The organism is Bradyrhizobium sp. CCGB12 (genome assembly GCF_024199845.1).
Lineage (GTDB): Bacteria > Pseudomonadota > Alphaproteobacteria > Rhizobiales > Xanthobacteraceae > Bradyrhizobium.
The window spans coordinates 8445743-8469373 of the sequence record NZ_JANADO010000001.1 but is presented as its reverse complement, the minus strand read 5'-3'; the positions used below and the strand labels follow the sequence as shown (position 1 = coordinate 8469373).

General features: G+C 62.3%; 20 protein-coding genes and 1 tRNA gene. 12 read left to right on the top strand and 9 right to left on the bottom strand.

Going from position 1 to position 23631, the window contains the following annotated elements:
* Positions 1-96: 96 nt before the first annotated feature.
* Both carB and greA read left to right on the top strand, forming a co-directional pair.
* Complete coding sequence (gene carB, locus NLM27_RS38975; protein WP_254148312.1) at positions 97-3561, top strand: carbamoyl-phosphate synthase large subunit; 3465 nt, start codon at positions 97-99, stop codon at positions 3559-3561.
* Positions 3562-3774: 213 nt separating this feature from the next.
* On the top strand, positions 3775-4248 hold the full coding sequence (gene greA, locus NLM27_RS38970) for a transcription elongation factor GreA (RefSeq protein ID WP_018643807.1): 474 nt from the start codon (positions 3775-3777) through the stop codon (positions 4246-4248).
* 308 nt (positions 4249-4556) lie between these two features.
* On the opposite strand, the gene NLM27_RS38965 is transcribed toward greA, so the two are convergent.
* Entirely contained in the window at positions 4557-5036 is a 480-nt protein-coding gene (locus NLM27_RS38965) for an Lrp/AsnC family transcriptional regulator (protein WP_254148311.1), read from the bottom strand.
* A gap of 266 nt (positions 5037-5302) precedes the next feature.
* On the opposite strand from NLM27_RS38965, the gene trxB reads away from it, so the two are divergent.
* The 5 genes from trxB (at position 5303) to NLM27_RS38940 (ending at position 9277) form a co-directional block, all read left to right on the top strand.
* Positions 5303-6268, top strand: a complete 966-nt coding sequence (trxB, locus tag NLM27_RS38960) for a thioredoxin-disulfide reductase (RefSeq protein WP_254148310.1) — start codon at positions 5303-5305, stop codon at positions 6266-6268.
* A gap of 4 nt (positions 6269-6272) precedes the next feature.
* Positions 6273-7196, top strand: coding sequence for a LysR family transcriptional regulator (locus NLM27_RS38955; RefSeq protein WP_084809887.1), 924 nt, complete (start codon positions 6273-6275; stop codon positions 7194-7196).
* A 447-nt stretch (positions 7197-7643) separates the two neighbouring features.
* Positions 7644-8552 carry a 4-hydroxy-tetrahydrodipicolinate synthase gene (locus NLM27_RS38950; RefSeq protein WP_254148309.1) on the top strand — a complete coding sequence of 303 codons (909 nt, stop codon included), beginning with the start codon at positions 7644-7646 and terminating at the stop codon, positions 8550-8552.
* A gap of 295 nt (positions 8553-8847) precedes the next feature.
* Positions 8848-8997 (top strand): hypothetical protein, encoded by a 150-nt coding sequence (locus tag NLM27_RS38945; protein ID WP_254148308.1) that lies wholly within the window; start codon positions 8848-8850, stop codon positions 8995-8997.
* A 133-nt stretch (positions 8998-9130) separates the two neighbouring features.
* On the top strand, positions 9131-9277 hold the full coding sequence (locus NLM27_RS38940) for a hypothetical protein (RefSeq protein WP_254149070.1): 147 nt from the start codon (positions 9131-9133) through the stop codon (positions 9275-9277).
* Positions 9278-9356: 79 nt separating this feature from the next.
* Here the strand turns inward: NLM27_RS38940 and NLM27_RS38935 are convergent, their stop codons facing one another.
* From NLM27_RS38935 to NLM27_RS38925, 3 genes are all read right to left on the bottom strand, one after another.
* Complete coding sequence (locus NLM27_RS38935) at positions 9357-10034, bottom strand: ParA family protein (RefSeq protein ID WP_254148307.1); 678 nt, start codon at positions 10032-10034, stop codon at positions 9357-9359.
* A gap of 68 nt (positions 10035-10102) precedes the next feature.
* Complete coding sequence (locus NLM27_RS38930) at positions 10103-10381, bottom strand: hypothetical protein (RefSeq protein WP_254148306.1); 279 nt, start codon at positions 10379-10381, stop codon at positions 10103-10105.
* Positions 10382-10449: 68 nt separating this feature from the next.
* Complete coding sequence (locus NLM27_RS38925) at positions 10450-10839, bottom strand: hypothetical protein (RefSeq protein WP_375142304.1); 390 nt, start codon at positions 10837-10839, stop codon at positions 10450-10452.
* A 478-nt stretch (positions 10840-11317) separates the two neighbouring features.
* Here NLM27_RS38925 and NLM27_RS38920 point away from each other — a divergent pair, with 478 nt between their 5' ends.
* Entirely contained in the window at positions 11318-12262 is a 945-nt protein-coding gene (locus tag NLM27_RS38920) for an AEC family transporter (RefSeq protein WP_254148304.1), read from the top strand.
* A 25-nt stretch (positions 12263-12287) separates the two neighbouring features.
* Here NLM27_RS38920 and tenA read toward each other — a convergent pair whose 3' ends face one another.
* Together tenA and NLM27_RS38910 are read right to left on the bottom strand one after the other, a co-directional pair.
* Positions 12288-12962, bottom strand: a complete 675-nt coding sequence (gene tenA, locus NLM27_RS38915; protein WP_254148303.1) for a thiaminase II — start codon at positions 12960-12962, stop codon at positions 12288-12290.
* Between the two features lie 424 nt (positions 12963-13386).
* A complete protein-coding gene (locus tag NLM27_RS38910) occupies positions 13387-14634 on the bottom strand; it encodes a vanadium-dependent haloperoxidase (protein ID WP_254148302.1) in 1248 nt (415 codons plus the stop codon).
* 328 nt (positions 14635-14962) lie between these two features.
* Between NLM27_RS38910 and NLM27_RS38905 the strand changes: the two genes are divergently transcribed.
* Positions 14963-15184, top strand: coding sequence for a hypothetical protein (locus tag NLM27_RS38905; RefSeq protein ID WP_254148301.1), 222 nt, complete (start codon positions 14963-14965; stop codon positions 15182-15184).
* A gap of 117 nt (positions 15185-15301) precedes the next feature.
* The gene (locus NLM27_RS38900) at positions 15302-16261 is read left to right on the top strand and encodes a restriction endonuclease (RefSeq protein WP_254148300.1); all 960 of its coding nucleotides are present in this window, start codon (positions 15302-15304) and stop codon (positions 16259-16261) included.
* A gap of 545 nt (positions 16262-16806) precedes the next feature.
* Here NLM27_RS38900 and NLM27_RS38895 read toward each other — a convergent pair.
* Positions 16807-17946: a hypothetical protein gene (locus NLM27_RS38895; RefSeq protein ID WP_254148299.1), complete on the bottom strand. Its 1140-nt coding sequence runs from the start codon at positions 17944-17946 to the stop codon at positions 16807-16809.
* Between the two features lie 174 nt (positions 17947-18120).
* Between NLM27_RS38895 and NLM27_RS38890 the strand changes: the two genes are divergently transcribed.
* Positions 18121-18441, top strand: coding sequence for a hypothetical protein (locus tag NLM27_RS38890; protein ID WP_254148298.1), 321 nt, complete (start codon positions 18121-18123; stop codon positions 18439-18441).
* A gap of 204 nt (positions 18442-18645) precedes the next feature.
* Here NLM27_RS38890 and NLM27_RS38885 read toward each other — a convergent pair.
* Positions 18646-18722, bottom strand: a tRNA-His gene (locus NLM27_RS38885).
* Positions 18723-19060: 338 nt separating this feature from the next.
* The gene (locus NLM27_RS38880) at positions 19061-19495 is read right to left on the bottom strand and encodes a phasin (RefSeq protein ID WP_254148297.1); all 435 of its coding nucleotides are present in this window, start codon (positions 19493-19495) and stop codon (positions 19061-19063) included.
* 682 nt (positions 19496-20177) lie between these two features.
* On the opposite strand from NLM27_RS38880, the gene NLM27_RS38875 reads away from it, so the two are divergent.
* The gene (locus NLM27_RS38875) at positions 20178-23561 is read left to right on the top strand and encodes a PAS domain-containing protein (protein WP_254148296.1); all 3384 of its coding nucleotides are present in this window, start codon (positions 20178-20180) and stop codon (positions 23559-23561) included.
* Positions 23562-23631 lie beyond the last annotated feature (70 nt).

Below are 23631 nucleotides of genomic sequence, written 5' to 3'. Positions count from 1 at the left end.
ACCCGCGCGCGAGGGAGACCCCGCGCTCTCGGCTCAAGGGGACGCGCGGCAAGCGCGCCCTTTTTTTGTGCCCAAATTCCAGTCCGGCGAGAGTTGATGCCCAAACGTACAGACATCACCACCATCCTGATCATCGGCGCGGGTCCCATCGTGATCGGCCAGGCCTGCGAATTCGACTATTCGGGCACACAGGCGGTGAAGACGCTGAAGGAAGAGGGCTATCGCATCGTCCTCGTCAATTCCAACCCGGCCACCATCATGACCGACCCGGAATTGGCCGATGCGACCTATATCGAGCCGATTACGCCCGAGATCGTCGCCAAGATCATCGAGAAGGAACGTCACGTCATTCCCGGCGGCTTCGCGCTGCTGCCGACCATGGGCGGACAGACCGCGCTGAACTGCGCGCTGTCGCTGCGCCGGCAGGGCACGCTGGAGAAATTCGACGTCGAGATGATCGGCGCCACCGCGGATGCGATCGACAAGGCGGAAGACCGCCAGCTCTTCCGCGAGGCCATGACCAAGATCGGGCTCGAGACGCCGAAGTCGCGGCTCGCCAACGCCTCCGAGCTGAAGAAATCGTTCCGCGACAAACATCAGGCCGAACGTGCGAAGCTGTCGGGCGCGGCTCTCGAAGAGCTCGACCGGCAGTGGACGCTGGGCGAGAGCGAGCGCCGCAAGCGCTATCAGGAATACGCATTCGGCCAGGCCATGATGGCGCTGTCCGAGATCGGCCTGCCCGCGATCATCCGCCCCTCCTTCACGATGGGCGGCACCGGCGGCGGCATCGCCTACAACAAGGAAGAGTTCCTCGACATCATCGAGCGGGGCCTGGACGCGTCTCCGACCAACGAAGTGCTGATCGAGGAATCCGTGCTCGGCTGGAAAGAGTACGAGATGGAGGTGGTGCGCGACAAGAAGGACAATTGCATCATCGTCTGCTCGATCGAGAACCTCGATCCGATGGGCGTGCACACCGGCGATTCCATCACGGTGGCGCCGGCACTGACGCTGACCGACAAGGAATACCAGATCATGCGCGACGCCTCGCTGGCGGTGCTGCGCGAAATCGGTGTCGAGACCGGCGGCTCGAACGTACAATTCGGCGTCAATCCCGAGGACGGCCGCATGGTCGTGATCGAGATGAACCCGCGCGTGTCGCGCTCCTCCGCGCTGGCGTCGAAGGCCACCGGCTTTCCGATCGCCAAGGTCGCCGCCAAGCTCGCGGTCGGCTACACGCTCGACGAGATCGCCAACGACATCACCGGCGGCGCCACGCCGGCCTCGTTCGAGCCGACCATCGATTACGTCGTCACCAAGGTGCCGCGTTTCGCCTTCGAGAAATTCCCGGGCGCCTCGACCACGCTGACCACGTCGATGAAGTCGGTCGGCGAAGTCATGGCGATCGGCCGCACCTTCCAGGAAAGTCTTCAGAAGGCGTTGCGCGGGCTCGAGACCGGGTTGACCGGCCTCGACGAGATCGAGATCGAAGGTCTCGGCCGCGACGACGACAAGAATGCGATCCGCGCCGCGCTGGGCACGCCGACACCCAACCGTCTGCTCCAGGTCGCGCAGGCCATGCGGCTCGGCTGGTCGAACGAGGACATCTTCAACTCCTGCAAGATCGACCCCTGGTTCCTCGGCGAGATGCGCGGCATCGTCGACATGGAGGAGAAGGTCAGGAAGAACGGCCTGCCGGGCAATGCCTTCGGCATGCGCACGCTCAAGGCCATGGGGTTCTCGGACGCGCGGCTTGCCGTGCTCGCGCATACGACCGAGGCCGAGGTGACGGCGAAGCGCCACGCGCTCGGCGTCCGCCCCGTCTACAAGCGCATCGACACCTGCGCGGCCGAATTCGCCTCCCCCACCGCCTACATGTACTCGACCTATGAGGCGCTGTTTGCGGGCGCGCCAGCGGACGAGAGCACGCCATCCGACAAGAAGAAGGTCATCATCCTCGGCGGCGGGCCGAACCGCATCGGCCAGGGGATCGAGTTCGACTATTGCTGCTGTCACGCCTGCTTCGCGCTGCACGACGCCGGCTACGAATCCATCATGGTCAATTGCAACCCGGAAACGGTGTCGACCGACTACGACACCGCCGACCGGCTCTATTTCGAGCCGCTCACCGCCGAGGACGTGCTGGAGATCATCGACAAGGAGCGCAGCAGGGGCACGCTGCACGGCGTGATCGTCCAGTTCGGCGGCCAGACCCCGCTGAAGCTGGCGCGCGCGCTGGAAGCCGCCGAGGTGCCGATCCTCGGCACCTCGCCCGACGCCATCGACCTTGCCGAGGACCGCGACCGCTTCAAGCGCGTGCTCGACAAGCTGCGCCTCAAGCAGCCGAAGAACGGCATCGCCTATTCGGTCGAGCAGGCAAGGCTCGTCTCCGCCGATCTCGGCCTGCCGTTGGTGGTGCGCCCGTCCTACGTGCTCGGCGGCCGTGCGATGCAGATCATCCGCGAGGAGAACCAGCTCAACGACTATCTGCTCGGCACCCTGCCGGAGCTGGTGCCCGCCGACGTCAAGGCGCGCTATCCGAACGACAAGACCGGGCAGATCAACACCGTGCTCGGCAAGAACCCGCTGCTGTTCGATCGCTATCTGTCCGACGCGACCGAGATCGACGTCGACTGCCTCTGCGACGGCAAGGACACCTTCATCGTCGGTATCATGGAGCACATCGAGGAAGCCGGCATCCATTCCGGCGACAGCGCCTGCTCGCTCCCGCCGCACTCGCTCGACGCTGCGATGATCGAGGAGCTGGAGCGGCAGACCCGCGAACTCGCGCTCGGCCTCGACGTCGTCGGCCTGATGAACGTGCAATACGCCATCAAGGACGGCGAGATCTACGTGCTCGAGGTCAATCCGCGCGCCTCGCGCACGGTGCCCTTCGTCGCCAAGGTGGTCGGCACGCCGGTCGCAAAGATCGCCGCGCGCATCATGGCCGGCGAGAAGCTCGCCGACTTCAAATTGAAGAAGGCACAGCTCAAGCACGTCGGCGTCAAGGAATCGGTATTCCCGTTCGCGCGCTTCCCCGGCGTCGACACCGTGCTTGGCCCCGAGATGCGCTCGACCGGCGAGGTCATGGGCATCGATGGCTCGTTCGCGGTGGCTTTCGCCAAGAGCCAACTCGGCGGCGGCACGCGCGTGCCGCGCAAGGGCACGGTGTTCGTCTCGGTGCGCGAGAGCGACAAGACGCGCATCGCCGAGGCCGTTCGCGAATTGCATTCGCTCGGCTTCAAGGTGCTGGCGACCTCGGGCACGGCACGCTTCCTGACCGACCAGGGCATCCCGACCGAGAAGGTGAACAAGGTGCTGGAGGGGCGGCCGCACATCGTCGACGCCATCACCAATGGCGACGTCCAGCTCGTCTTCAACACCACCGAAGGCCCGCAGGCGCTCGCCGACAGCCGTTCGCTGCGGCGCGCGGCCCTCTTGCATAAAGTGCCGTATTACACCACTCTTTCCGGGGCCGTGGCGGCCGCGCAGGGCATCCGCGCCTATTTGGGCGGGGACCTTGAGGTTCGTACCCTGCAGAGCTACTTTTCGGAAACCTGATCGCTAGCGGCGGCGAAGCTTCCGCTAAGTGATTGGCAATGAAGCCACAATGGCCGGAGGAACTGTCCGGCCATGTGGGTGTTCTGTTCCGGCGCTAAGCCCATATCTGTCAACGTCCGGCAGCTTCCTGCGTGGGGCTCCGGAAAGACTGACGAATCAAGGTTGCGGCGCCCATCCGCGTTTCGGGCGCACGATCGAAGGACGAGAGAGACGATGGAAAAGGTTCCGATGACCCAGGCCGGCTTTGTCGCGCTCGGGGAAGAATTGAAGAAGCGCCAGTCGGAGGATCGCCCGCGCATCATCGAGCATATCGCGGAGGCGCGCTCGCACGGAGACCTGTCGGAGAACGCGGAGTATCATGCCGCGAAGGAAGAGCAGTCCCACAATGAGGGCCGTATCGCCGAGCTTGAGGACAAGCTCGCGCGCGCCGACATCATCGATATCTCGAAACTCTCCGGCGACACCATCAAGTTCGGCGCCACCGTGACGCTGGTCGACGAGGACACCGAGAAAAAGACGGTGTGGCAGATCGTCGGCGAGGTCGAGGCCGACGCCAAGAAGGGCCGCATCTCCATCACCTCGCCGCTCGCGCGCGCGCTGATCGGCAAGAAGAAGGGTTCAACCGTCGAGGTCAACGCACCCGGCGGCGCCAAGGCGTATGAGATCACCAAGGTGGAGTGGCGGTAAGGATTTGCCGCCTGCGTGTGATGACGTTTCGAAAAGGCCGCGCTGAGCGCGGCCTTTTTGTTTCGGCGTGTTGCTTGCGTGAGTGGAGCCCGCGCTTTCACGATGACGACGTGGGAGCAGCGCGCCCGAACTCCCTCACCGTCACCCTGAGGTGCTCGCCTCTTCGGCGAGCCTCGAAGAGCGACGGCCCAACTGTCGCCGCGCGTTGCTGCATCTCGGCCGCTCATCCTTCGAGGCTCCCCATCGAGCGCTTTGCGCCCGATGCCTCGCACCTCAGGATGACGGGGCTGATAGGCCGCTTGGCGAACCTACCTCCGTCCCTTCACATCCAGCGGCACGGCCGCCTCGTATTTCGAATTGTGCAGCACCAGCGACGTGCGCACGTTGCGGACATGAGGCGCGGCGGTCAGGTGGGTGACGAATTCCTGGAAGGTCGCCATGTCGGGCGCGACGCATTTGAGGATGAAATCGACTTCGCCCGACAGCATCCAGCATTCCCGCACCAGGGGTTCGGCGCGGACGAAGTCCTCGAAGGCGCGCAGATCCGCCTCGGCCTGGCTGGACAGGTGCACGGCCGCGAACACGGTGACGTCGAAGCCGAGCTTGCGGGCGTCCAGGAGGCCGCGATAGCCGTGGATGTAGCCCTCCTCCTCCAGCGCCCGGACCCGGCGCAGGCAGGGGGGCGGCGAGATGCCGACGCGTTTGGCCAGTTCGACATTCGTGATTCGACCGTCGGCCTGAATCTCGGTGAGAATTTTCAGGTCGATCTCGTCTAGGTTCCGCGACACGTGATTGGAACTCCTGGCCTTTACGGCGGTATTGGGTGGTTTGTTCGCAATCCTCATACCGAGTTCGCGCACCTAGCGCAATTTTATTGCGCGTGCACCGCAATCGACTTTTGTTCCTTGTTGGAAAAATCCGCCGACAGGGAATGCAATTCTTGCATAGCTCACCAGAAGGCTTAGATTAGCTCTGATATTTCAGCGCCTCCGCGAGGCCTCCCGGCACGTTCCGCGCCCGCGCTGCAAATCCCCCGTGAAAGGCGTCCATCGAAATGTCCGCTCCTGTTCATGCAAAGGTCGTTATCATCGGCTCCGGCCCCGCCGGCTACACGGCGGCGATCTACGCCGCACGCGCGATGCTCGAGCCGATCCTGATCCAGGGCATCCAGGCGGGCGGCCAGCTCACCATCACCACCGACGTCGAGAACTATCCGGGCTTTGCCGACGTAATCCAAGGCCCCTGGCTGATGGAGCAGATGGAGAAGCAGGCGGTCCATGTCGGCACCAAGATCGTCTCCGACCTGGTCACCAAGCTGGAGACGGCGCAGCGGCCGTTCCGCCTCACCTGCGACAGCGGCGACGTCTATCTCGCCGACACCGTGATCCTCGCCACGGGCGCGCAAGCGCGCTGGCTCGGGCTGCCGTCCGAAGCGAAATTCCAGGGCGGCGGCGTGTCGGCCTGTGCCACCTGCGACGGCTTCTTCTACCGCAACAAGGACGTCGTTGTGGTCGGCGGCGGCAATACCGCGGTCGAGGAAGCGCTGTACCTCACCAACCATGCCTCGCAGGTCACCATCGTGCATCGTCGCGATCACTTCCGCGCCGAGCGCATCCTGCAGGAGCGCCTGTTCAAGCATCCGAAGATCAAGGTGGTCTGGGACTCCGCTGTCGACGAGATCTGCGGCACCGAGAACCCGAACAAGGTCACCCATGTGCGCCTGAAGAACGTCAGGACGGGCGCGCTGACGGACGTGAAGACCGACGGCGTCTTCATCGCCATCGGCCACGCGCCGGCGACGGAGCTCGTCAAGGACCAGGTCAAGCTCAAACCGTCGGGCTATGTCGAGGTCGCCCCGAATTCGACCGCCACCTCGGTGCCCGGCCTGTTTGCCGCCGGCGACGTCGCCGACGAGACCTATCGCCAGGCCGTGACGGCCGCAGGCCTCGGCTGCATGGCCGCACTCGAAGCCGAACGTTTCTTGGCCCTTCGCGCCAGCGAGCGCGCGGCAGCGGAATAGAATCATGCCTCGAACACGCGACGGATTTACGGATATGGACTGGGACAAGCTGAAGGTGTTTCACGCAGCGGCGGAAGCGGGCAGCTTCACGCATGCGGGCGAGCAGCTCGGCCTGTCGCAATCGGCGGTGTCGCGCCAGGTCTCGGCGCTGGAGCAGGAACTCTCGGTCTCGCTGTTCCACCGCCATGCCCGCGGCCTGATCCTGACCGAGCAGGGCGACCTCTTGTTCCGCACCGCGCATGACGTGTTCATGCAGCTGCAGGCGGCGCGCGCCAAGCTCACCGACAGCCGCGAGCGGCCGAGCGGCGACCTCAAGATCACCACCACGCCCGGCGTCGGCATCAACTGGCTGATCCCGCGGCTCGGCGAGTTCACGGCGCTCTATCCCGAGATCCGGATCTCGCTGATCGTCACCGACGAGGAGCTGGATCTTTCGATGCGCGAGGCCGATGTCGCGATCCGCACCCGCAAGCCGACGCAGCCGGATCTGATCCAGCGTAAATTGTTCGCGATGGGATTCCATGCCTATTGCTCGCCGGAATACATCAAGCGCTTCGGCACGCCGCGCACGCTGGAGGAGCTCGACTCCCACCGCATCATCACGCTCTCGGACGGCAACTTCGCGCCGCATCTTCAGAACCGCAACTGGCTGATCGAAGCCGGGCGCAACGGCTCCGGTCCGCGCGAAGCCTATTTCAAGGTCAACAACATCCTCGGCCTCGTGCGCGCCTGCCAGCAGGGCCTCGGCATCGCCGCGCTCCCCGATTATCTCGTCGAGGAACAGAGCAAGCTGGTGCAGCTGTTCGGCGAGTCCGACTCGATCCAGCTCGACACCTACTTCGTCTATCCCGAGGAGTTGAAGACGGTCGCGCGCGTGCAGGTGTTCCGCGATTTCGTGGTGAGCAAGGCGCAGCGCTGGCCGTCCTGATTTCCGCATGACTGACATGCGGCCTCGGCTGTTGCTGCAGGGCGCTCGTCAAGCTCATACTGCTTGCACGCTGAGCCTTCGCGTTGCGCATTTGTCCCCCTCCTCCAGTGGCGCGGGAGTTCAGTAATCCCTCTTGGAAGGTGATTGTGTCGGCCTCACGTGGCCAATACCTAAGCCGGGCCTTCGGGTCCGGCTTTTTTTCGTCAAAATTTGCCTTCGCCTTCCGCGTGTATTGACAGTCTTGGGCATACCCCGCATCATTTGACCATGATCACGAAGTCGTGCGCAGTCATCTCGAAAAAAGGCCCCCATCCGGGGACCTCGGATTTTTGCGCGCGCTAAACCAGCTTCGTCATCGCAGCAAATCCCGAAAACCCCGCCGCCTGGACGGGGTTTTTTCATGCGCCCTCCGTCTCAGGTGCTTTTTCCCGAGAAGGAGATGGAAACATGACTGGACTACGAGACCAATTGCACGGCCTGTGGCTGCCGCTGGTGACGCCGTTTCGCGACGGCCGTCTCGATGAGACGTCACTGCGGCGGCTGACGCGGCACTATTCCGCGCAGGCCGTCGACGGCTTCATCCTGGGGGCGACGTCGGGTGAAGGCATGACGCTGCGCGACGCCGAGCTCGAACGCCTCGTCGCCATCGTCCGCGACGAGATGGCGGCGGGGCGCCGCACGCTACCGGTTTGTCTCGGGCTCTCGGGCGCGGACACTTTGCGGATGAAGGATCGCCTCGATGAGACCGCGGACTGGCCGATCGGCGGTTATCTGATCGCGAGCCCCTATTACGTGCGGCCCTCGCAGCGCGGCCTCTCGGCGCATTTCGAGGCGCTGGCCGACCACGCCGCCTGGCCGCTCGCGCTCTACAACATCCCCTATCGCACCTCGGTGAACATCACCAACCAGACGCTGCTGCGGCTCGCCGAGCACGGCAACATCGTCGGCCTGAAGGATTGCGGCGCGAGCCGCGAGCAGTCGATCGCGCTGCTGCGCGACCGTCCCCGGGATTTTCGCGTGCTGACCGGCGAGGACGCGAATTACTTCGAGGCGCTCTGTGACGGCGCCGACGGCGGCATCGTGCTGTCAGCTCATGTCGAGACCACGACGTTTGCGGCCGTCCATGCCGAGTTGAAGCGCGGCAACCACGACGCGGCGCTGGCGCGCTGGCAGGAGGTCGCCGAGCTGACGCGGCTGTTGTTCGCTGAACCCAGTCCCGCACCGGCAAAATACTGGCTGTGGCGCAGCGGCCTCATCGACAGTCCCGAAGTGCGCCTGCCGATAGTGGAGGTGAGCAGCGAACTCGCCGCCACGATCGATCGCGAGATCGAGCGGCGGATGAAGGTCGCGGCCTAGCCGCTTCGCTCCCTTCACGCACGCTGCACCTTCTCCCCTTGTTGTGGGAGAAGGTGGCGCGAAGCACCGGATGAGGGGTTCTTTCCGAACGCAAAAGCATTCGTGATGATGGAGACCCCTGACCCGTCTCGCCGCTCCGCAGCGAGCCACCCTCTCCCGCAAGGGAGAGGGTAAGAACCGTGTCCATGGTTAACCGCGCCCCAATCGCCTTCGCAGGCGCCGCATGGCGCATCCACGGCTCGTTTACGCAATCGCGCCTATCGTTTCGCCAGGATATTTCAGAGGGGGAATGATCATGGGACATCGCACCCGGCCTACGGCCGCGAGCCAATTCGCGCCGGCCGATCTCTTGCAAGGCATTCTGGTGGTGTCGTCGTTCGGGTTCTGGGCGGTGATGCTCGGCCTGATGCCGGTGCTGCTGTATCGCGTCTGGCTCGTCGGCTGACACGAGGCGGCGCATCGGGATGGTTAACCCGTGGTAGCACCTGTGTTCAAATGCGCGGCCTGCGGCGACCCGTAATCTTAAATCATCCCGCGTATCGTTCACGCCCACAAGCGAAGAAATCGCGGGGGCGTTTGTGAATAGTCATCATGAAATGGCGTCGCATTACGACGCCGAACAGCAGGGCTTTACCACCGAGGACATTCTCTGGGCTGTCGGCATCTGGTCGGTGATCCTCACCCTGTCGCCGGTCATCGTGTTCTACATGCTGATGGTGGCGTAGCCTCCTGCAGCAGACCCGAAAAACGCAAAACGCGCGGCTGGTCCGCGCGTTTTTCGTACCCCGAAAATGAATAAAGAAATTATGCCGCCTGCTTGTGCATTGCGCCGGATGCCGACGCCGTGCCGCGAATGGCCTTCACCGAACGCTCGATCGCCGCCCACAGCCTTGCGATTTCCTGAGCCGCACGGCTCTCGGCCTGATACTCGCGCGCGCCTTCGCCGTGGCTGAGCGCCATCAGCAGATCGGAACGGTTGGTGATCTGGCCACCCCACACCGGCGCACGGAATTTCGCCAGGGCTTCGCGGGCGATGGTGACGATCGGGCTTTCGGACTCGTCGCGGCGCGCCGGCGCACCGTTGAGCACGACCGCGTAGGGCTTGCGCGCGGCGCGGCACATCTGGATGGTTTCCTGCACCGCGTTGACGTCGAACACGCCCGGACGCGCCGGAATGATCACCATCGTCGCGTTCTTGATCGCGTCGTCGACGACGGCCGACAGGTTCGGCGGCGTGTCGATCAACACCCATTCATAACCGTCGCGCTTGGCCGCGGAGACGATGCCGCTGACGGAGTTCACAGCCGCCTTGATCGGCGGCTCGTTGGTGCCACGCAGCTTGTGCCACAGCGTGAGCGAACCTTGCGGATCCGCGTCCACCAGCATGACCTGCTTGCTCGCCTTGATCTGCGCGGCGAGATGTGCAGCCAGGGTACTCTTCCCCGAGCCGCCTTTACGCGATGCAAAAACAATAACGTTCATACCTTCGGCCTCCAGATTGACCCCAAGGCACGAAAATGAATCAGAGCGCTGATTCGTGAAAGAAAAATTTATCGGGAGTTGCGTTGCCGCCACGAAATAACAAGACGTGTTGGCTTTTGAGTCACACTTATCCGTGCGGCGCCGGATACGAGCTGCAATGAAACACCGCTGGCGCGAGCAATCGTGCGCTTTTTGAGCAGGCCGTTCGGGACAAACGGGAATGCAACCTTGCCGCGCAAACCCTTTTGCGACTCTTTTCCATCGCGCGCGTCCGTAATGACCGCAAGCCTGCGCGGGTTAGCGCGAACAAAACGAGTCCGGATGATGTCGTAGGGCCGGTGCTTCATTCCGCGGGCATTCCGCATGGAGGATGTGCGGATGCCCGGGTTTCCTGGAAGGAACGTAGCTGGCGTGCTCAGCCCTGCTCGGATTTCTTCTTCTTGGCCACCTTCGGCGCCGGCTTGCTGCTCTTCCTGGCGGTATGAGGCGTGATGCGGGTCGGCTTGCTGGCACGAACCTCGCCCGGCTCGGGTCCCGGCCGGAAGAACACCCGGCACTGCGGCGAAAGCTGCGCCTTCTTCCGGATCATGCAGGCGGTGATGGCATCGACGTTCGGAACGAACTCGCCGCAAAGCCGCATCGCGTCGGGCGAGCAGGCCTGCTGCTCTTCCTGGGTGTAGGCGAAGCTTGTGCGCGGCAGCGCCAGGACGGCCAGGGCAATCCCGAGGGTCGCAGCGGCCAAGAGTCTTGCAACGGGTCTTGCAAAGGGTCTTGCAAAGGATTTTTTCGAGCGAAGCGCCGGCATTGATCCCCCCACATGTCGAGTCGGCTGGAATAGTGGGTGAACGGGCGTTGGTTGGCAACCGCGGGGCGATGCGAAAGCCGGGACCTGTGCGGTCTCGGCAACAGGACGGGGCCGACGCTGGATCGGCACGAAGCTTTTCCAGTCCACGGCTGTCATCCCCGCGCAGGCGGGGATCCAGTATTCCAGAGGCGCCTGAGGCTTCCCGAGAAGCCGCGGCGTACTGGGTCCCCGCCTGCGCAGGGGATGACAGTTGTGGGTACGGCATGGCTGCGCAAGATCGCCTCCCGCCAGCCGCTCTCACCACTGCCCAACAAAAAAATGCGAAAACAACCCCATGCACAGTAGCCAAGTCGAGGCGCGGATTGGGTTTTTGCGGATTTTACGAAATCCATTTGACCCGTCGGGCAAAACAGTGGCATGATGGCATGATCGAGGATGCGTGCGGTGGTCGGCCGATCCCCGTGAGGTTGAGGGGCGCATGGCCACTCTGTTGATCGTCGCGCCGGTGTTTGCGCTGATCGCGGCGGGCTATGCCGCGGTGCTGTTTCGCTTCGTCTCGGAGGGCGCGCACAAGGGCATCAGCGAATTCGCCTTCAGCATCGCCATCCCTGCGCTTCTGTTCCGCACCATCGTCGTGTCGGAATTTTCCGATGTCAGCCCCTGGCGGATGTGGGGCGCCTATTACGGCGCGCTCGCGATCACCTGGATCGCGGCGCTTATCCTCTCGGCCCTGCTGCGCAAAAAGCGCGAGGACAGCGAGGACGGTGTCGTGTTCGCGATCGGTTCGGTCTACGGCAACATCGTGATGCTCGGCATTCCCCTGACGCTCTCGGCGCTCGGCAATGAGGCCGCCGGTCCAATGGCGCTGATCCTGTCGGTGAACACGCCGCTGCTCTGGCTCTGCGGCACCCTGCAGATGGAGTTTGTCAGCCGCAAGCAGACGACGTCGCCGCTGTCGATCATCTGGCCTGTCATCACCGATCTCGCCCGCAACCCGATCATGCTCGCGATCGGTTTTGGCCTCGTCTGGCGCCTTGGCGGATTAGGCCTGCATCCCGTCGTCGACAGGACGATCGAGCTATTGGCGCAGGCGGGATCGCCGGCGGCGCTGATCGCGCTCGGTATCAACCTGTTCCGGTTCGAGGTGAAGGGCGAGAAGCTGAGCATCTTGATGATGTGTGCACTCAAGCTGATGGTGATGCCGGCGGCCGCGTTCCTGCTCGCCAAGCTCTTGAACCTGCCGCCGCTCGCAGCCGGCGTCGCCGTGCTGCTCGCGGCGATGCCGACCGGCGCGAACGCGTATATTTTTGCCGTGCAGTATCAGCGACTGGTAAACCCGGTGTCGGGCGCGGTGGCGCTGGGGACGTTGCTGGCGGCGGTGACGTTGCCGGTCGTGGTGGTGATGGTGGCGGGAGGGAGGTAGGGCCGCCTGACGATTTCCGAAACCGCTATTCAACACGCTGGCCGGCGCGCCAGGCCATCTCCCAGAAGTCTGCCTCGAGCCGGGTGGCTTCCTTGAAGATTGCAATCAGCTCTGCCTCGCGGACCGGCGTGGCGTAGAGATCGGCGAGATGCTCCATGTGCGCCCGCGCCTTGGCAGCGACCTCCTGGTACGGCACGCCGGCGTATTCGGCGATCCAGACGCGGTAGGCGTTCGTCGCGGCGTCCGCTTCGGGGCGCGAGGCGAGCCGCGTTGCAATCTCCGCGTACCCGATCACGCAAGGGGCAAGCGCCACCTTGAGTGCCAGCAGATCGCCGCGCATTCCCGCGTCGAGCACGTAGCGTGTATAGGCCAGCATCTCGGCCGCGGGAGGGGCCTGTTCAAGGTCGGCCGGGGATAGACCCCAATCGGCACAGAGCCTCACATGCAGGTTCATCTCGACATCGAGGATGGCCGAAAGGCCGGCCGCTGCTTCACGCATGTCGGCAAGTCTGGGCGACTTGTAGACCCCGAGCGCGTAGGCGCGGGCAAACTCGATGAGGAACAGATAGTCCTGAACGAGGTAGTGACGAAACGCCGCTTCGGGTAGCGAGCCGTCCGCCAATCCGTTCGTGAAGGGATGCTCGGTGTAGGCCCGCCACTCAGCGGATGCTTCTGTCTTGAGACGCTCGAAGAAACTCACGATCTTTTCCGCCTGGCTTGCTTGTCCATGAACGTCTTTGGCTCGCTACCGATAGCGCATTGCGACCCGAGGAGCTACGGTGACAGCGGACAAAATTGGCTTTGAGCGTTGCGGATGCCGCACTCCCGGGTCGAGAGTTTGGCGCACTGTCACCGGAATCAATCCTCGCGGCGATGCCGACGGGAGCCAACGCGTACATTTTTGCGGTCCAGTATCGGCGGCTGGTGAACCCGGACTCAGGTCGCGCTGGGGACGCTGCTGGCGGCGGTGACGTTGCCGGTGGTGATGGTGGCGGGGTTGAAATAGGCGTGCTCTCATGAATGGAAGATGTCTGCTTCAGAGCGGGCAACAAGCCGCAATAAGAAAGCGGGCAGAGCACCGGCGGCCCTGCCCGCCATGTTCAGACGTTTAAGACGAGACACTCCTACTGCTTCGGATCAGCTCGCGCTTCCAGCCCGCGAAGCTGTGTCCTGACAGTCAAATCGCCGATCTTCCTGCCCATGTCCTTTCCGACCTCCGTCGAGAAACGATAATGGAAGCCGGCATAGATGCGCGCATTTGCAACCTCATCGCTATAATCCTGGAGCTTGGTCCATTTGCGGGTCACCCCTGGCGCAGTGGGGCTGGTCATCGACAACTCCATTTCGTCACCGGCGATGGACCGGAGAACCGTGGAAACCGAAGCCGATACGATGCAGTGGGCGCAGGGGTATTCAGGATGCATCGGCGTTTCACCCAGCGGTAACCAGGACGCCTCGCGTGGCGTCATCGAATTGTGCGCGATGTCCGCGTTGCGAATGGCCGTCATTGGCCGCCAGAAGTTGTAATGATACTTCGCATCAAAGACGGCGACGATTGCGTCGTTCGCAGCGATCTCGGCAAGGGCGAAGAGACGAGCGCAGTCGACGACGTCCATATGCTTGGCCGAAGCGGCTTGCCGGACGATTGGATTGAAGCTGGGAGGCCCGACCACAAACCAGAATCGCCCGATATCCGTCTGCTCTGCCGTTCGGGTGGTGCTGTTGCGAGCGCCAACCTCCCGAATTTCGTTGACGTCTTTTGTCCAGGTCCCGGAATCAAGTGCCGGTGGCGGCGCCGGACGGAATTGTGAGACCGACGTCATGACCCAGGGGGACGTTGCTCCAGCCGTCGTGGCGATCGGCACCACGGTCGGCACATAGACACCCGGGGCTGTATAGGGCCGATAAGTCTCCTGCGCGTTACTGCCGTCATCCCTGCGCAACGCGATTACGCCGGAAGCGGCAATCTTTCCAAGCTCGATTCCATTCGCCTTTCCGTCCGTATCCGGGATACCGGATAGCGATGCAAGCAATGCGGTATCGAGAGCAGATTTCTGGTCCGGATAGATCGTCAGAAGAATGTTGTAAGCCGCAGTCGACGCCGCAGCTTCCTTGGACGTGGAGCGGTCTGCTACGAGATCCAGTCTGTATGGCGCGTAGCGCCTGTCGATCGCGTTGACGGCCTCGAACATGGCGACGTGCAGCATCGACATCGTCCGGGCCTGTGGCCCAGGCAGGACCTTCTTATCAGCGGCAATCGCATCTGCTTTCGCGTTCCAATCCATGATGACATCGGCACGCGCGGTGCCGACGCAAACTGCGAGAGCGGCGATGATCAGGAATGGAGATTTCGTTGCAAGGAACGTCTTCATCTTCATGCTCCTCGTTGTCTAGAGAGCGACACCTTGTACGGACGGGCCGCGCAAGAACATGGAAGTGCAGAACGATCTTAAGATCGCAGCAAGCCGGCTGCTGTGAAGCATTTTACACTCGTCATTGCCTTCGCCATAAAACTCCGAAGACGCAATTCGAAGAGTAAGATCGACTGCCTTACTGATGTGCGACCCGTCATCTCGGCAGCCTCCGTTACGCCCATCGTATCCTTGGCGTAGGCGGAATCGCCGCCGGCGCCGATCGCGCTCAGCATCAACCTGTTCCGATACGAGATCAGGGGCGAGAAGCTCAGCACATCCTCGTGATGTGAGTATTCAAGCTCATGGCGATGCCGGCGGCCTGGCAAAACTGCTCGACCTGCCGCCGCTCGCGGCCGGCGTCGCCGTGCTGCTCTCGGCGATGCCAACCGACGCCAACGCGTACATCTTCGCGGTTCAGTATCAGCGGCTGGTGAACCGGTGTCGGGCGCGATGGCGCTGGGGACTCTGCTGGCAGCGATTGCCGGTGGTGGTGGCGGGGGTGAAGTAGTGCTGCGAATATTGACTCACCACTCGGTCCCTTACTAATAGACTGGCATTTTCATCACGGTAACAGTAACACGATGTGTCAGCCCAACGCTCTTGGCCGCGGGCATTTTTGGCCGGCATGACCATGATTGAGAAATTATCCACCACCTTTGAGAGGCAAGTCGAACGCATCCATCAGTTGCTCGAGCGTGCCCCCTCAAGAGTCGTTTGGAACAACAAGATACCTGACCCCGACAATCCGGAGCAGCCGCGGCAGATCGACATCAGCATCGATCGAGATGGTGAGAAGGTTCACGTAGAGTGTCGCATACACAACAGCCCTCAAGACGTAAAATGGATTGAGGAGCTAATTGGTCGCAAAGTCAGCCTCCGCATTGACGTCATGATTGCGGTTTCGTCATCTGGTTTCACGAGTGGCGCCATGAAAAAGGCTGCCGCCTTCAACATTCACCTACGAACGTTGAAGGCATTGACCGATGACGAACTTCGTCTTTGGGTCGATCCTGCAAAGGCGTGGCTAGTCTTTTACGAGTTCGTCGACTGCAGACTATCGATTGAGATGCTATGCGAGGCTCCTCCAGAGGAGGCCACCATCACTCGGGAGGATGGCGGCTCGATTGAATGGCGCACCCTATTTGAACCAGCCATGACGCGCTTCGACAACACCCCGGAACTCGACCATGAGGCAAGAGCTTTCGCACTCGAAGGTGTCGCTGCCATTCTTGTTAATGGGAAAAAGCCAAATCGGATGAAGCTGAGTGCGCGAGCGCGAAGGCTCAGGCAAACCGTGTCACTCACCACAATCCTCCAGTATATGGATCCTCAGATCGAGGAGAGCGGTTCTGCACGAGTCCAAAAACACGCCGATGAGATTTTGGAAATCGTTCAATCATCCGACCAAGTGGCGCTCATACCCAACTTGAAGAACATTGTGGTGCCGCCGAATTCCTTCCTTTACAGCCTTGACATGGATTTCATCCAACCGGTCAAATTGAATTGGGTGAAGCTCGCCTCTTCTCAAATCCCGCAATCTGCGATCGGTATCGAAATACTCATCGGCTATAACCCGACAGAATAAGACGCACGGGTAGCAACCCTTGGCGCGCGATGAAACCCCCGTCGCTGCAGGTCTTCAGGCATCGCGCTTTTCAAGCACTCAATGCTCCCGGCGGAGAGACAACTACATTGCGTCGATCTGGGCCGGAGCACTATCCGCGAAATAACCGTAAAGGATCAACAGTGCGCGAGATGTGACGCCGCACCTGGTACGCGCTGGTATGAGGACGCGACCGACAATGATGGGGCAAGAAATCTCCAAGTCCCTGTGTGTGACGAGTGCTATTCTGAAATCGTAGCCATGCTTGCCAAGCAGCACCAAAAGATTTGGTCCGTCGATCAGGGCAAGTGGGCTTGTTCGCGGCCTATTCGTGCGCGTACGCCCAAATTGGCTTGTCGTCACGAGGATGCCTGGCACCCTCGTTCAGAACTGTGCTGCAAAACTCGCCCGCAGTAGCTACGTCAACGGTGTGGGCATAGCGCTTGGCTGGAACCACGAACTTCCCGCCGTGCAGCGGGTCTGAATTAAAGAGGAGGAAGTTGAAGCAGGATGGGGCACGACAGTCCTCATTGCTTTGCTGCCGCTTCCATGAATTGCTCAACAGCCTTTGGGTCAATGAAGTTCTGTCCCGGTTGAGGCTGCGCTCTGTGGAGGAATGTCACGGTGTCAAAACCGACCTCAAAATCAGACGTTGCTTTGCATTCGAAGACGAGCGGTATGAAGCCGCCATATGATCCCATTCTCCTTTGTATGAATGTAACAAAGTCGGTCCTCGTCAATATGTCAGTCGTTCCATTGAGCTTTTGCAGAATCACATTGTCTTGGTTCGCTTTCAGAGAAAAGTTGGCAATCGTAAACTCATTTCCTAGAGGAGTATCTTCCCGAGTAAAAATACGTCCTTGACACGGCTGAGTCGGTTTGATGACGGCGACAAAGATCTCGTCTTTGGAGCCATACTTATTTTCAATCTTTGCAGACCACCCCAACCTGATCAGGTTGGTGCAGTGTGGTTTTTCAGTTGTCCTGTAAGTCGCGTACTTCTTGTCAGGCGGAAACGCATACCAACTTCCATCTTGATCTTGTGTTTCCTCGCCACAAACGGTGCCGGTTTCGCCCATGACGGTCTGAAAGTTTTGCTGCTGAGACCACATCGGAAAGGTACCAAAAGCATATTGGACGTATGGATCGGCCGGATATGGTTTCCAGCTACTATAGAAGTCTTCGATATAGCTTCCGCAGGAGAAATTCGGAGGCGTGATATGCACCCAATGCTTGCTTGATCTTATTCGAGCTTGCCAATTGTAGAGAGTGTCGGGACGAATTGGATAGGTAATCGTCTGAGTATGGTCCGTACATGGCGCACCACCAGTGCCCCAACACAATTGGACCAGAGGTGAAGTGATGGTGGGCACTCCCTTAAATGAATTATGATTTTCAGCAATTTCAATCTCAACCGATGACGCGGTACAGCCCCGTATGTTTGAGATTGTCACATCGAATTTGACTGAGTCGCCCGCTTGACTGACAACAATACGATCGCCTGGACTAATAATTGAGCCGTCAGATTTCTTTTGTTCTATCGTTTTGGGCTCATTCCATTTTGCGTTAAACGCAGCATTAGGATCTTCCGTCTTTGTCTTTGAGTTCGATTGAGCCAGGGCATTTGTAGAGACAGCAATCGCCAATAAAACGAGCAAGTGCTTCATTTCAAAATCCCCAATGTTATATTTGTAAGGTTGTATAATGTTGGTAATATATATTGCTTGGAAATGGAGTCTATATACTTCGTAACCAAGCAGCGGGACAGCTACGCTCCGACCAGTCACCACTACCGAGAGTTTACGATTTTTTCGCGGTACGAAAACGCTACGACCATCGAGTTGTACCACAACGACCGCTTCCTGAGCGGCACCGGCAGCCTCGATCGCGAAAAACGTTTCTTCAACATCGTGTCGTTCCGCAAGAACGTCGCGACCCGCGCCACCGACCTCGACACCAAGGATGTGCAGGTCCAGAACGACCCCATCACGAAGACAAGCTACGCCGCGATATTCCTCCTCAATCTCAAGAGCCGCACTGCGTTCTTGTTGAGAAGACTGAGGCGAAGGCGAAATTGCATAGCGCTAGCTCTAAGTAGGCGCGCACACCATCACTGCTCCGCTCTCGATAACGCTGATCGACCGCTCGGATGGACTGAGTAGCCCGCCGGCAATCCCTTGCGTAAGCCTCCTTGGCTTGCTCGTACTCTCGAAGGAGGGCCGTTTCAGCATTTCTCCACTTCAAGCTCAGATCAGGAGGTAAATCTCCATGAGGTCATCCGCAATGCAGCGCCTTTTGTATTCCTAAGGGCGCAAAACGTCTGGTCTATCAATATGATGCCGGAATTGCAGGGAAATTTAGTGAGCTGGTACAGTTGGGTGGGCTCGAACCACCGACCTCCTGTTCCACAGACAGGCGCTCTAACCAACTGAGCTACAACTGCATCCTGGCGAGCCGCTCCGGGCGGGCCTGAAAAGGCCGGCGACCTAAGGGGGCTGGACGGGGCGGAAACTAGGTGCAACGGGCGTTTTTGGCAAGGCCGCAAACGGAGGAAAAACCGGGGTAAATCGCACTCAGTGCGATGAAATCGGGCTTGATGGCGGCCATGAGGGTGCCCTCTTCCCGCCTTCGGCGACACTCCCCACGCGGAGAGAGCCCTCACCCGTCGCCCGACGATGCTTCGCATCGCCCGGGCGCCGGCCTCTCCCGCAGGCGGGAGAGGCGACGAAAAACCCGGGCCGCGAGGCCCGGGTTCGACAACTCAAATCAAGCCCAATCCGCTCAGGCGGCGGGCTTGTAGAACTTGGCGGCGTTGGCCTTGATCGGCTCGGCGGTCTCGGCGGCGACGCGCTGGCCGAGCTCGGCCAGCTCCTTGGCCTGGGACTGGAAGGTCTCAAGCTGCTTGCGGGAATGGCCGGTCCACAGCTCCATCGCTTCCGTCGGCGACTTGGCGCCGAGCAGCTCCTGGGCGAAGTCCAGATGGGCGCTGGTGTTGGCCTTCATGAACTCCATCAGCTTGGCGGTGTACTCGCTCGCGCCCTTGCTGGCGGAGGCGAACACGGCCTCGACGGTGCCGTTGTGGCTTTCGGCGGCGTCCTTGAACTTGGCGTAGTTCTCGCGGGCCTGCGACACGCCCTTCTCGGCGAACGCACGCATCTGCTCGGGAACCTCGAACGGGATGATCGAGGCAGAAAACGGATCAGTCGCACCTGTCATGGGTATCCCTCACGATAATGAAAAATGGAGTGAGCCTTCTGGCGCGCCCGCCGGCCCCCGGTCTGGGCCTTTCTAATTCAGCGGGCACGAAGACTGGAAACGCGAAACAAAACGAGATGGCTCGCCCAGCGCCCAGCATTGTGGTCGCCTAAGATGTCAACATTGTGCATCGCAATGCGATCCGACGCGCGTCGCAAAAATTTAATCTCGGTGAGGATGAGGTTCCTCGGCGGGGGAACCGGTGGTTGAGGTAGTCGGGTGCCGCGAATTTGGAGATGGCGGAGCGAGTTGCCCATCCTCCCCTGGAGGGGGAGGATCGGTTTGGATGCAGCGAAGCGGAATGCGAACCGAGGTGGGGTGACAGCCTGTCCACAGAAGCGGTGCCCGAGTGGAGAGATCACCCCACCCCGCTCGCGCTGTGCGCGATCGACCCTCCCCCTCCAGGGGAGGGTGGCGCCTCTGGTGCCTTACGTAACGGCGCCTCGCCCTTCGAATCCTGCGGATGCAGCACCGGGGCGGCTTGCGGGTTCGGCCACATTAAGGTTATCGCGGCTTTGGGACGGCTATGGGAGACTGTGGCCGTGGACCTGCCCGCGCCTGCGCGCGATACTAACCCTTTCTTAAGGCTGCCATTCCCGGCAGCGCCCCACGCGATGCCGCAAGCGAGACTTAAGCCGGTCGGATGAAGAGTTCGGATTTCCAGTTGCGAGGCCTGGACGACCCCCGGCTGGCTGTGCACGCGACCTCTCCGTTGCCCGCCTGGCTGTGGTCGATCGACGGCACGCGCGTGCTCTGGGCCAATCCGGTCGGCGCAAAACTGTTCGGCGCGGCCCATGCCACAGCCCTCGCGGAGAAGACGTTCGGCCCCGCGGACAGCCATCGCCGCCAGGTTATCAGGCTCGCCCGCAGCCTGCCGGCGAACGGCACTGTGCGGCTGGAGCGGCTGCGCGGCTTCGGCGCCCGGCTCGGCACACTGATGACCTGCGCCTGCGCGCGGCTCGACTTTGCCGATGGCAGCCATGGTCTGCTCGTCACTGCAATGGACCCGACGCTGCGCCCCATGCCGCTGATCGAGCGGCTGCATCGTCTCGTTGCCGGCGCCGAGGTGCCGATGGCGGCGTTCGCGCCCGACGGCCTGTTCGTCGGCGCCAGCGAGGCCGCCCGCTCCCTGCTCGGCTTTCGCGATCTCGGTGAAGCCGGGCTCGACCAAGCCCGCAGCGAAGCGCTGAGCCGCGGCCGCGCCACGACGCCGATCGGCATCGGCCAGATGGTGCTGCAACGGGTCGGCACCGGCGCCGATATCGGCCTCATCGCGCTGATCGCGCCCACGCCCGCGAGCAGATCGGACGCCGCGGCCGAGGCGCCGGTCGAGGACGCGCAGCACGAGACCAGGATGCCGGGCGAACCGCCGCCAGCCGGGATCGCCTTGTTCGATGCCTTCGCAGAACCGGTCGACGCAAACGAGGCTGACGAGACGACGACGCCCGCGCCTGAGCCGGCCGTGAGCGAAGCGGCCGTAGAGCGAGAACCGGTGTCCGAGCAGACCGTCGAGACCGCAGCCAAAACTCCGGTTGAAAACTATTCGCAAGCCATTGTGTCGCCGCAGGCCGCGCCGATCACGTCAGGCATGGTCGCCCCGCTGTTGGGCCGAGAGCCGCCCGCACCGCGTCAGCATCCGCTGCGCTTCCTCTGGCAGATGGATGCCGAGGGCCGCTTTGTGCTTCTCTCCGACGAATTCATCCAGCTGATGGGCGCGCGCACCGCCGCCGGCTTCGGCCGCCCCTGGCGCGAGATCGCCGCAATATTCTCGCTCGATCCTGAAAGCCGCATCGCGCAGGCGCTCGAAAGCCACGACACCTGGGCGGGCATCACTGTGAACTGGCCGGCCGATGGCGGCGAGCATTTGCCGGTCGAGCTTGCCGGTCTTCCCGTCTATGACCGCGAGCGCAACTTCGCCGGCTTCAAGGGCTTTGGCGTCTGCCGTGATCTCGACGGCCTCAACCGGCTCGAAGCGCTCAGGCGATTCGAGCAGCGGGTCGAACCACCAGCGCAGCATGGCCTGTCCGCCGATGTCATCGAACCGCACCCCGATCCGGAGGCCAAGGATGAGCCGGAGGCAGAAGCAGCGACGCCGCCTCCGCCGATCACGCCGCCCGAGCCTGAGCCATCACCTGAGCCTGTATCTGAGCCTGTCGCCGAACTGCCCGAACCCGCAACCGACGCGAATTCACACCCAACCGATCCGGAAACGCCAGTGGAAACGCCTCCCAATGTCGTGCCGTTCCGTCCGCCCGGCGGCGATCCCCGCTCACAAGGTGACCAGAGAGCGCCGACGCTGACGCCGGTCGAGAACAGCGCGTTCAACGAGCTCGCCCGGCAATTGTCCGAACGCCTCGAACGCGAGCGCGAACTGGTCGCGGCTGATACATCCGAACCGCCGGCCGCGGAGATTTCGCCCGAACCATCGGCGCCGGAGCCTGCGGCGGCGCAAGCCGCAGCCGAATGGCTGATCGAGCCCGCCCCGCCCGCACGCGGCGCGCCCGCGCGCGACCGCGCGCTGCTCGACCTGTTGCCGACGGGCATTTTGATCTATCGCCTCGATCGCCTGCTCTACGCCAATCCCGCCTTCCTCGCGCGCATGGGCTATGCAAACCTTGGCGCGCTGGAGGATGCCGGCGGGCTGGACGCACTCTATGTCGAGCCCGGCGTGTCCACGGCCAGCAGCACGTCGCAAGGCGGCACGCCGGTGACGATCAGCGCGACGGTCGCCAACGGCGAGCAGCCGCTTGCGACCACCGAAGCGCATCTGCACACGATCGACTGGGACGGCGATGGCGCGCATGCGCTGATCTGCGCGCTGCCGCAGGCTGCGCCTGGCATCGCCGAGCCTGTCCTCGTCGAGCCTGTTGTCGCAGAGTCCTTCCCCTATGCCCCCGACCTCGAGCCCGCGGCCGGCGATGCCGAAGCCGAGGATCTCGCCGCGATCCTGGACACCACGGCCGAGGGCATCGTGATGTTCGATGCCGAAGGCAACATCCACGCCTGCAACCGCAGCGCCGAGGCGCTGTTCGGCTATGACGGCGCGGCGCTGCTCGAGCAGAACCTGGTGACGCTGTTCGCGCCCGAGAGCCAGCAGATCGTCGCCGACTATCTCGACAGCGTGAAGAGCCAGGACATTGCGAGCCTGCTCGATCACGGCCGCGAGGTGCTTGGCCGCGAGAAGAAGGGCGGCGTCATTCCGCTCGCGATGATCATGGGCCGGACGCGGCCGGACGGGCCGAATTTCTTCGCCGTGTTCCGCGATCTCTCCCAGAGCAAGAAGGGCGAGAGCGAATTGACGCAAGCCCGCCGTCTCGCCGACGGCGCGGCGAGCGCCAAGGCCGACATGCTGGCGCGGATCAGCCACGAGATCCGCACCCCCCTCAACGCCATCATCGGCTTTGCCGAGGTGATGATCTCCGAACGGTTCGGCACGCTCGGCAACGAGCGCTACGGCGAATACATGAAGGACATCCGCGCCTCCGGCGAGCGCGTCATCGCGATCATCGACAATTTGCTGGAGCTGTCGCGGATCGAGACCGGCAAGCTCGACCTCAACTTCGCCAACCTCAATCTCAACGACCTGGTCGAGGCCTGCGTCGTGGTGATGCAGCCGCAGGCCAACCGCGAGCGCATCATCATCCGCACCTCGCTCGCGCATGCGCTGCCGCAGGTGACAGTGGACGCGCGCGCGATGCGGCAGATCACCATGAACCTGATCTCGAACTCGATCCGGCTCGCCAGCGCCGGCGGCCAGGTCATCGTCTCGACCGCGCTGACCGATCGCGGCGAGATCGCCCTTCGCATCCGCGACACCGGCCACGGCCTCAGCGAGCGCGAGGTCGCCGCCGCGATGGAGCCGTTCCGCACCCCGCCGCCGGGCGACGCCGCGGACAGCGCGGCGCTGAACCTGTCGCTGACCAAGGCGCTGGTCGAAGCCAACCGTGCCCGGTTCAACATCAAGAGCGCGGGACATTCCGGCACGCTGATCGAGGTGGTGTTCGCGCCGGCGCTGGCGAGGGCGTGAGGGGACGGAACGCCGAATGCCCTAAATTGGCCAGCGTGGGAGGAACACACTGTCGGCGTTGCCGTTGAAG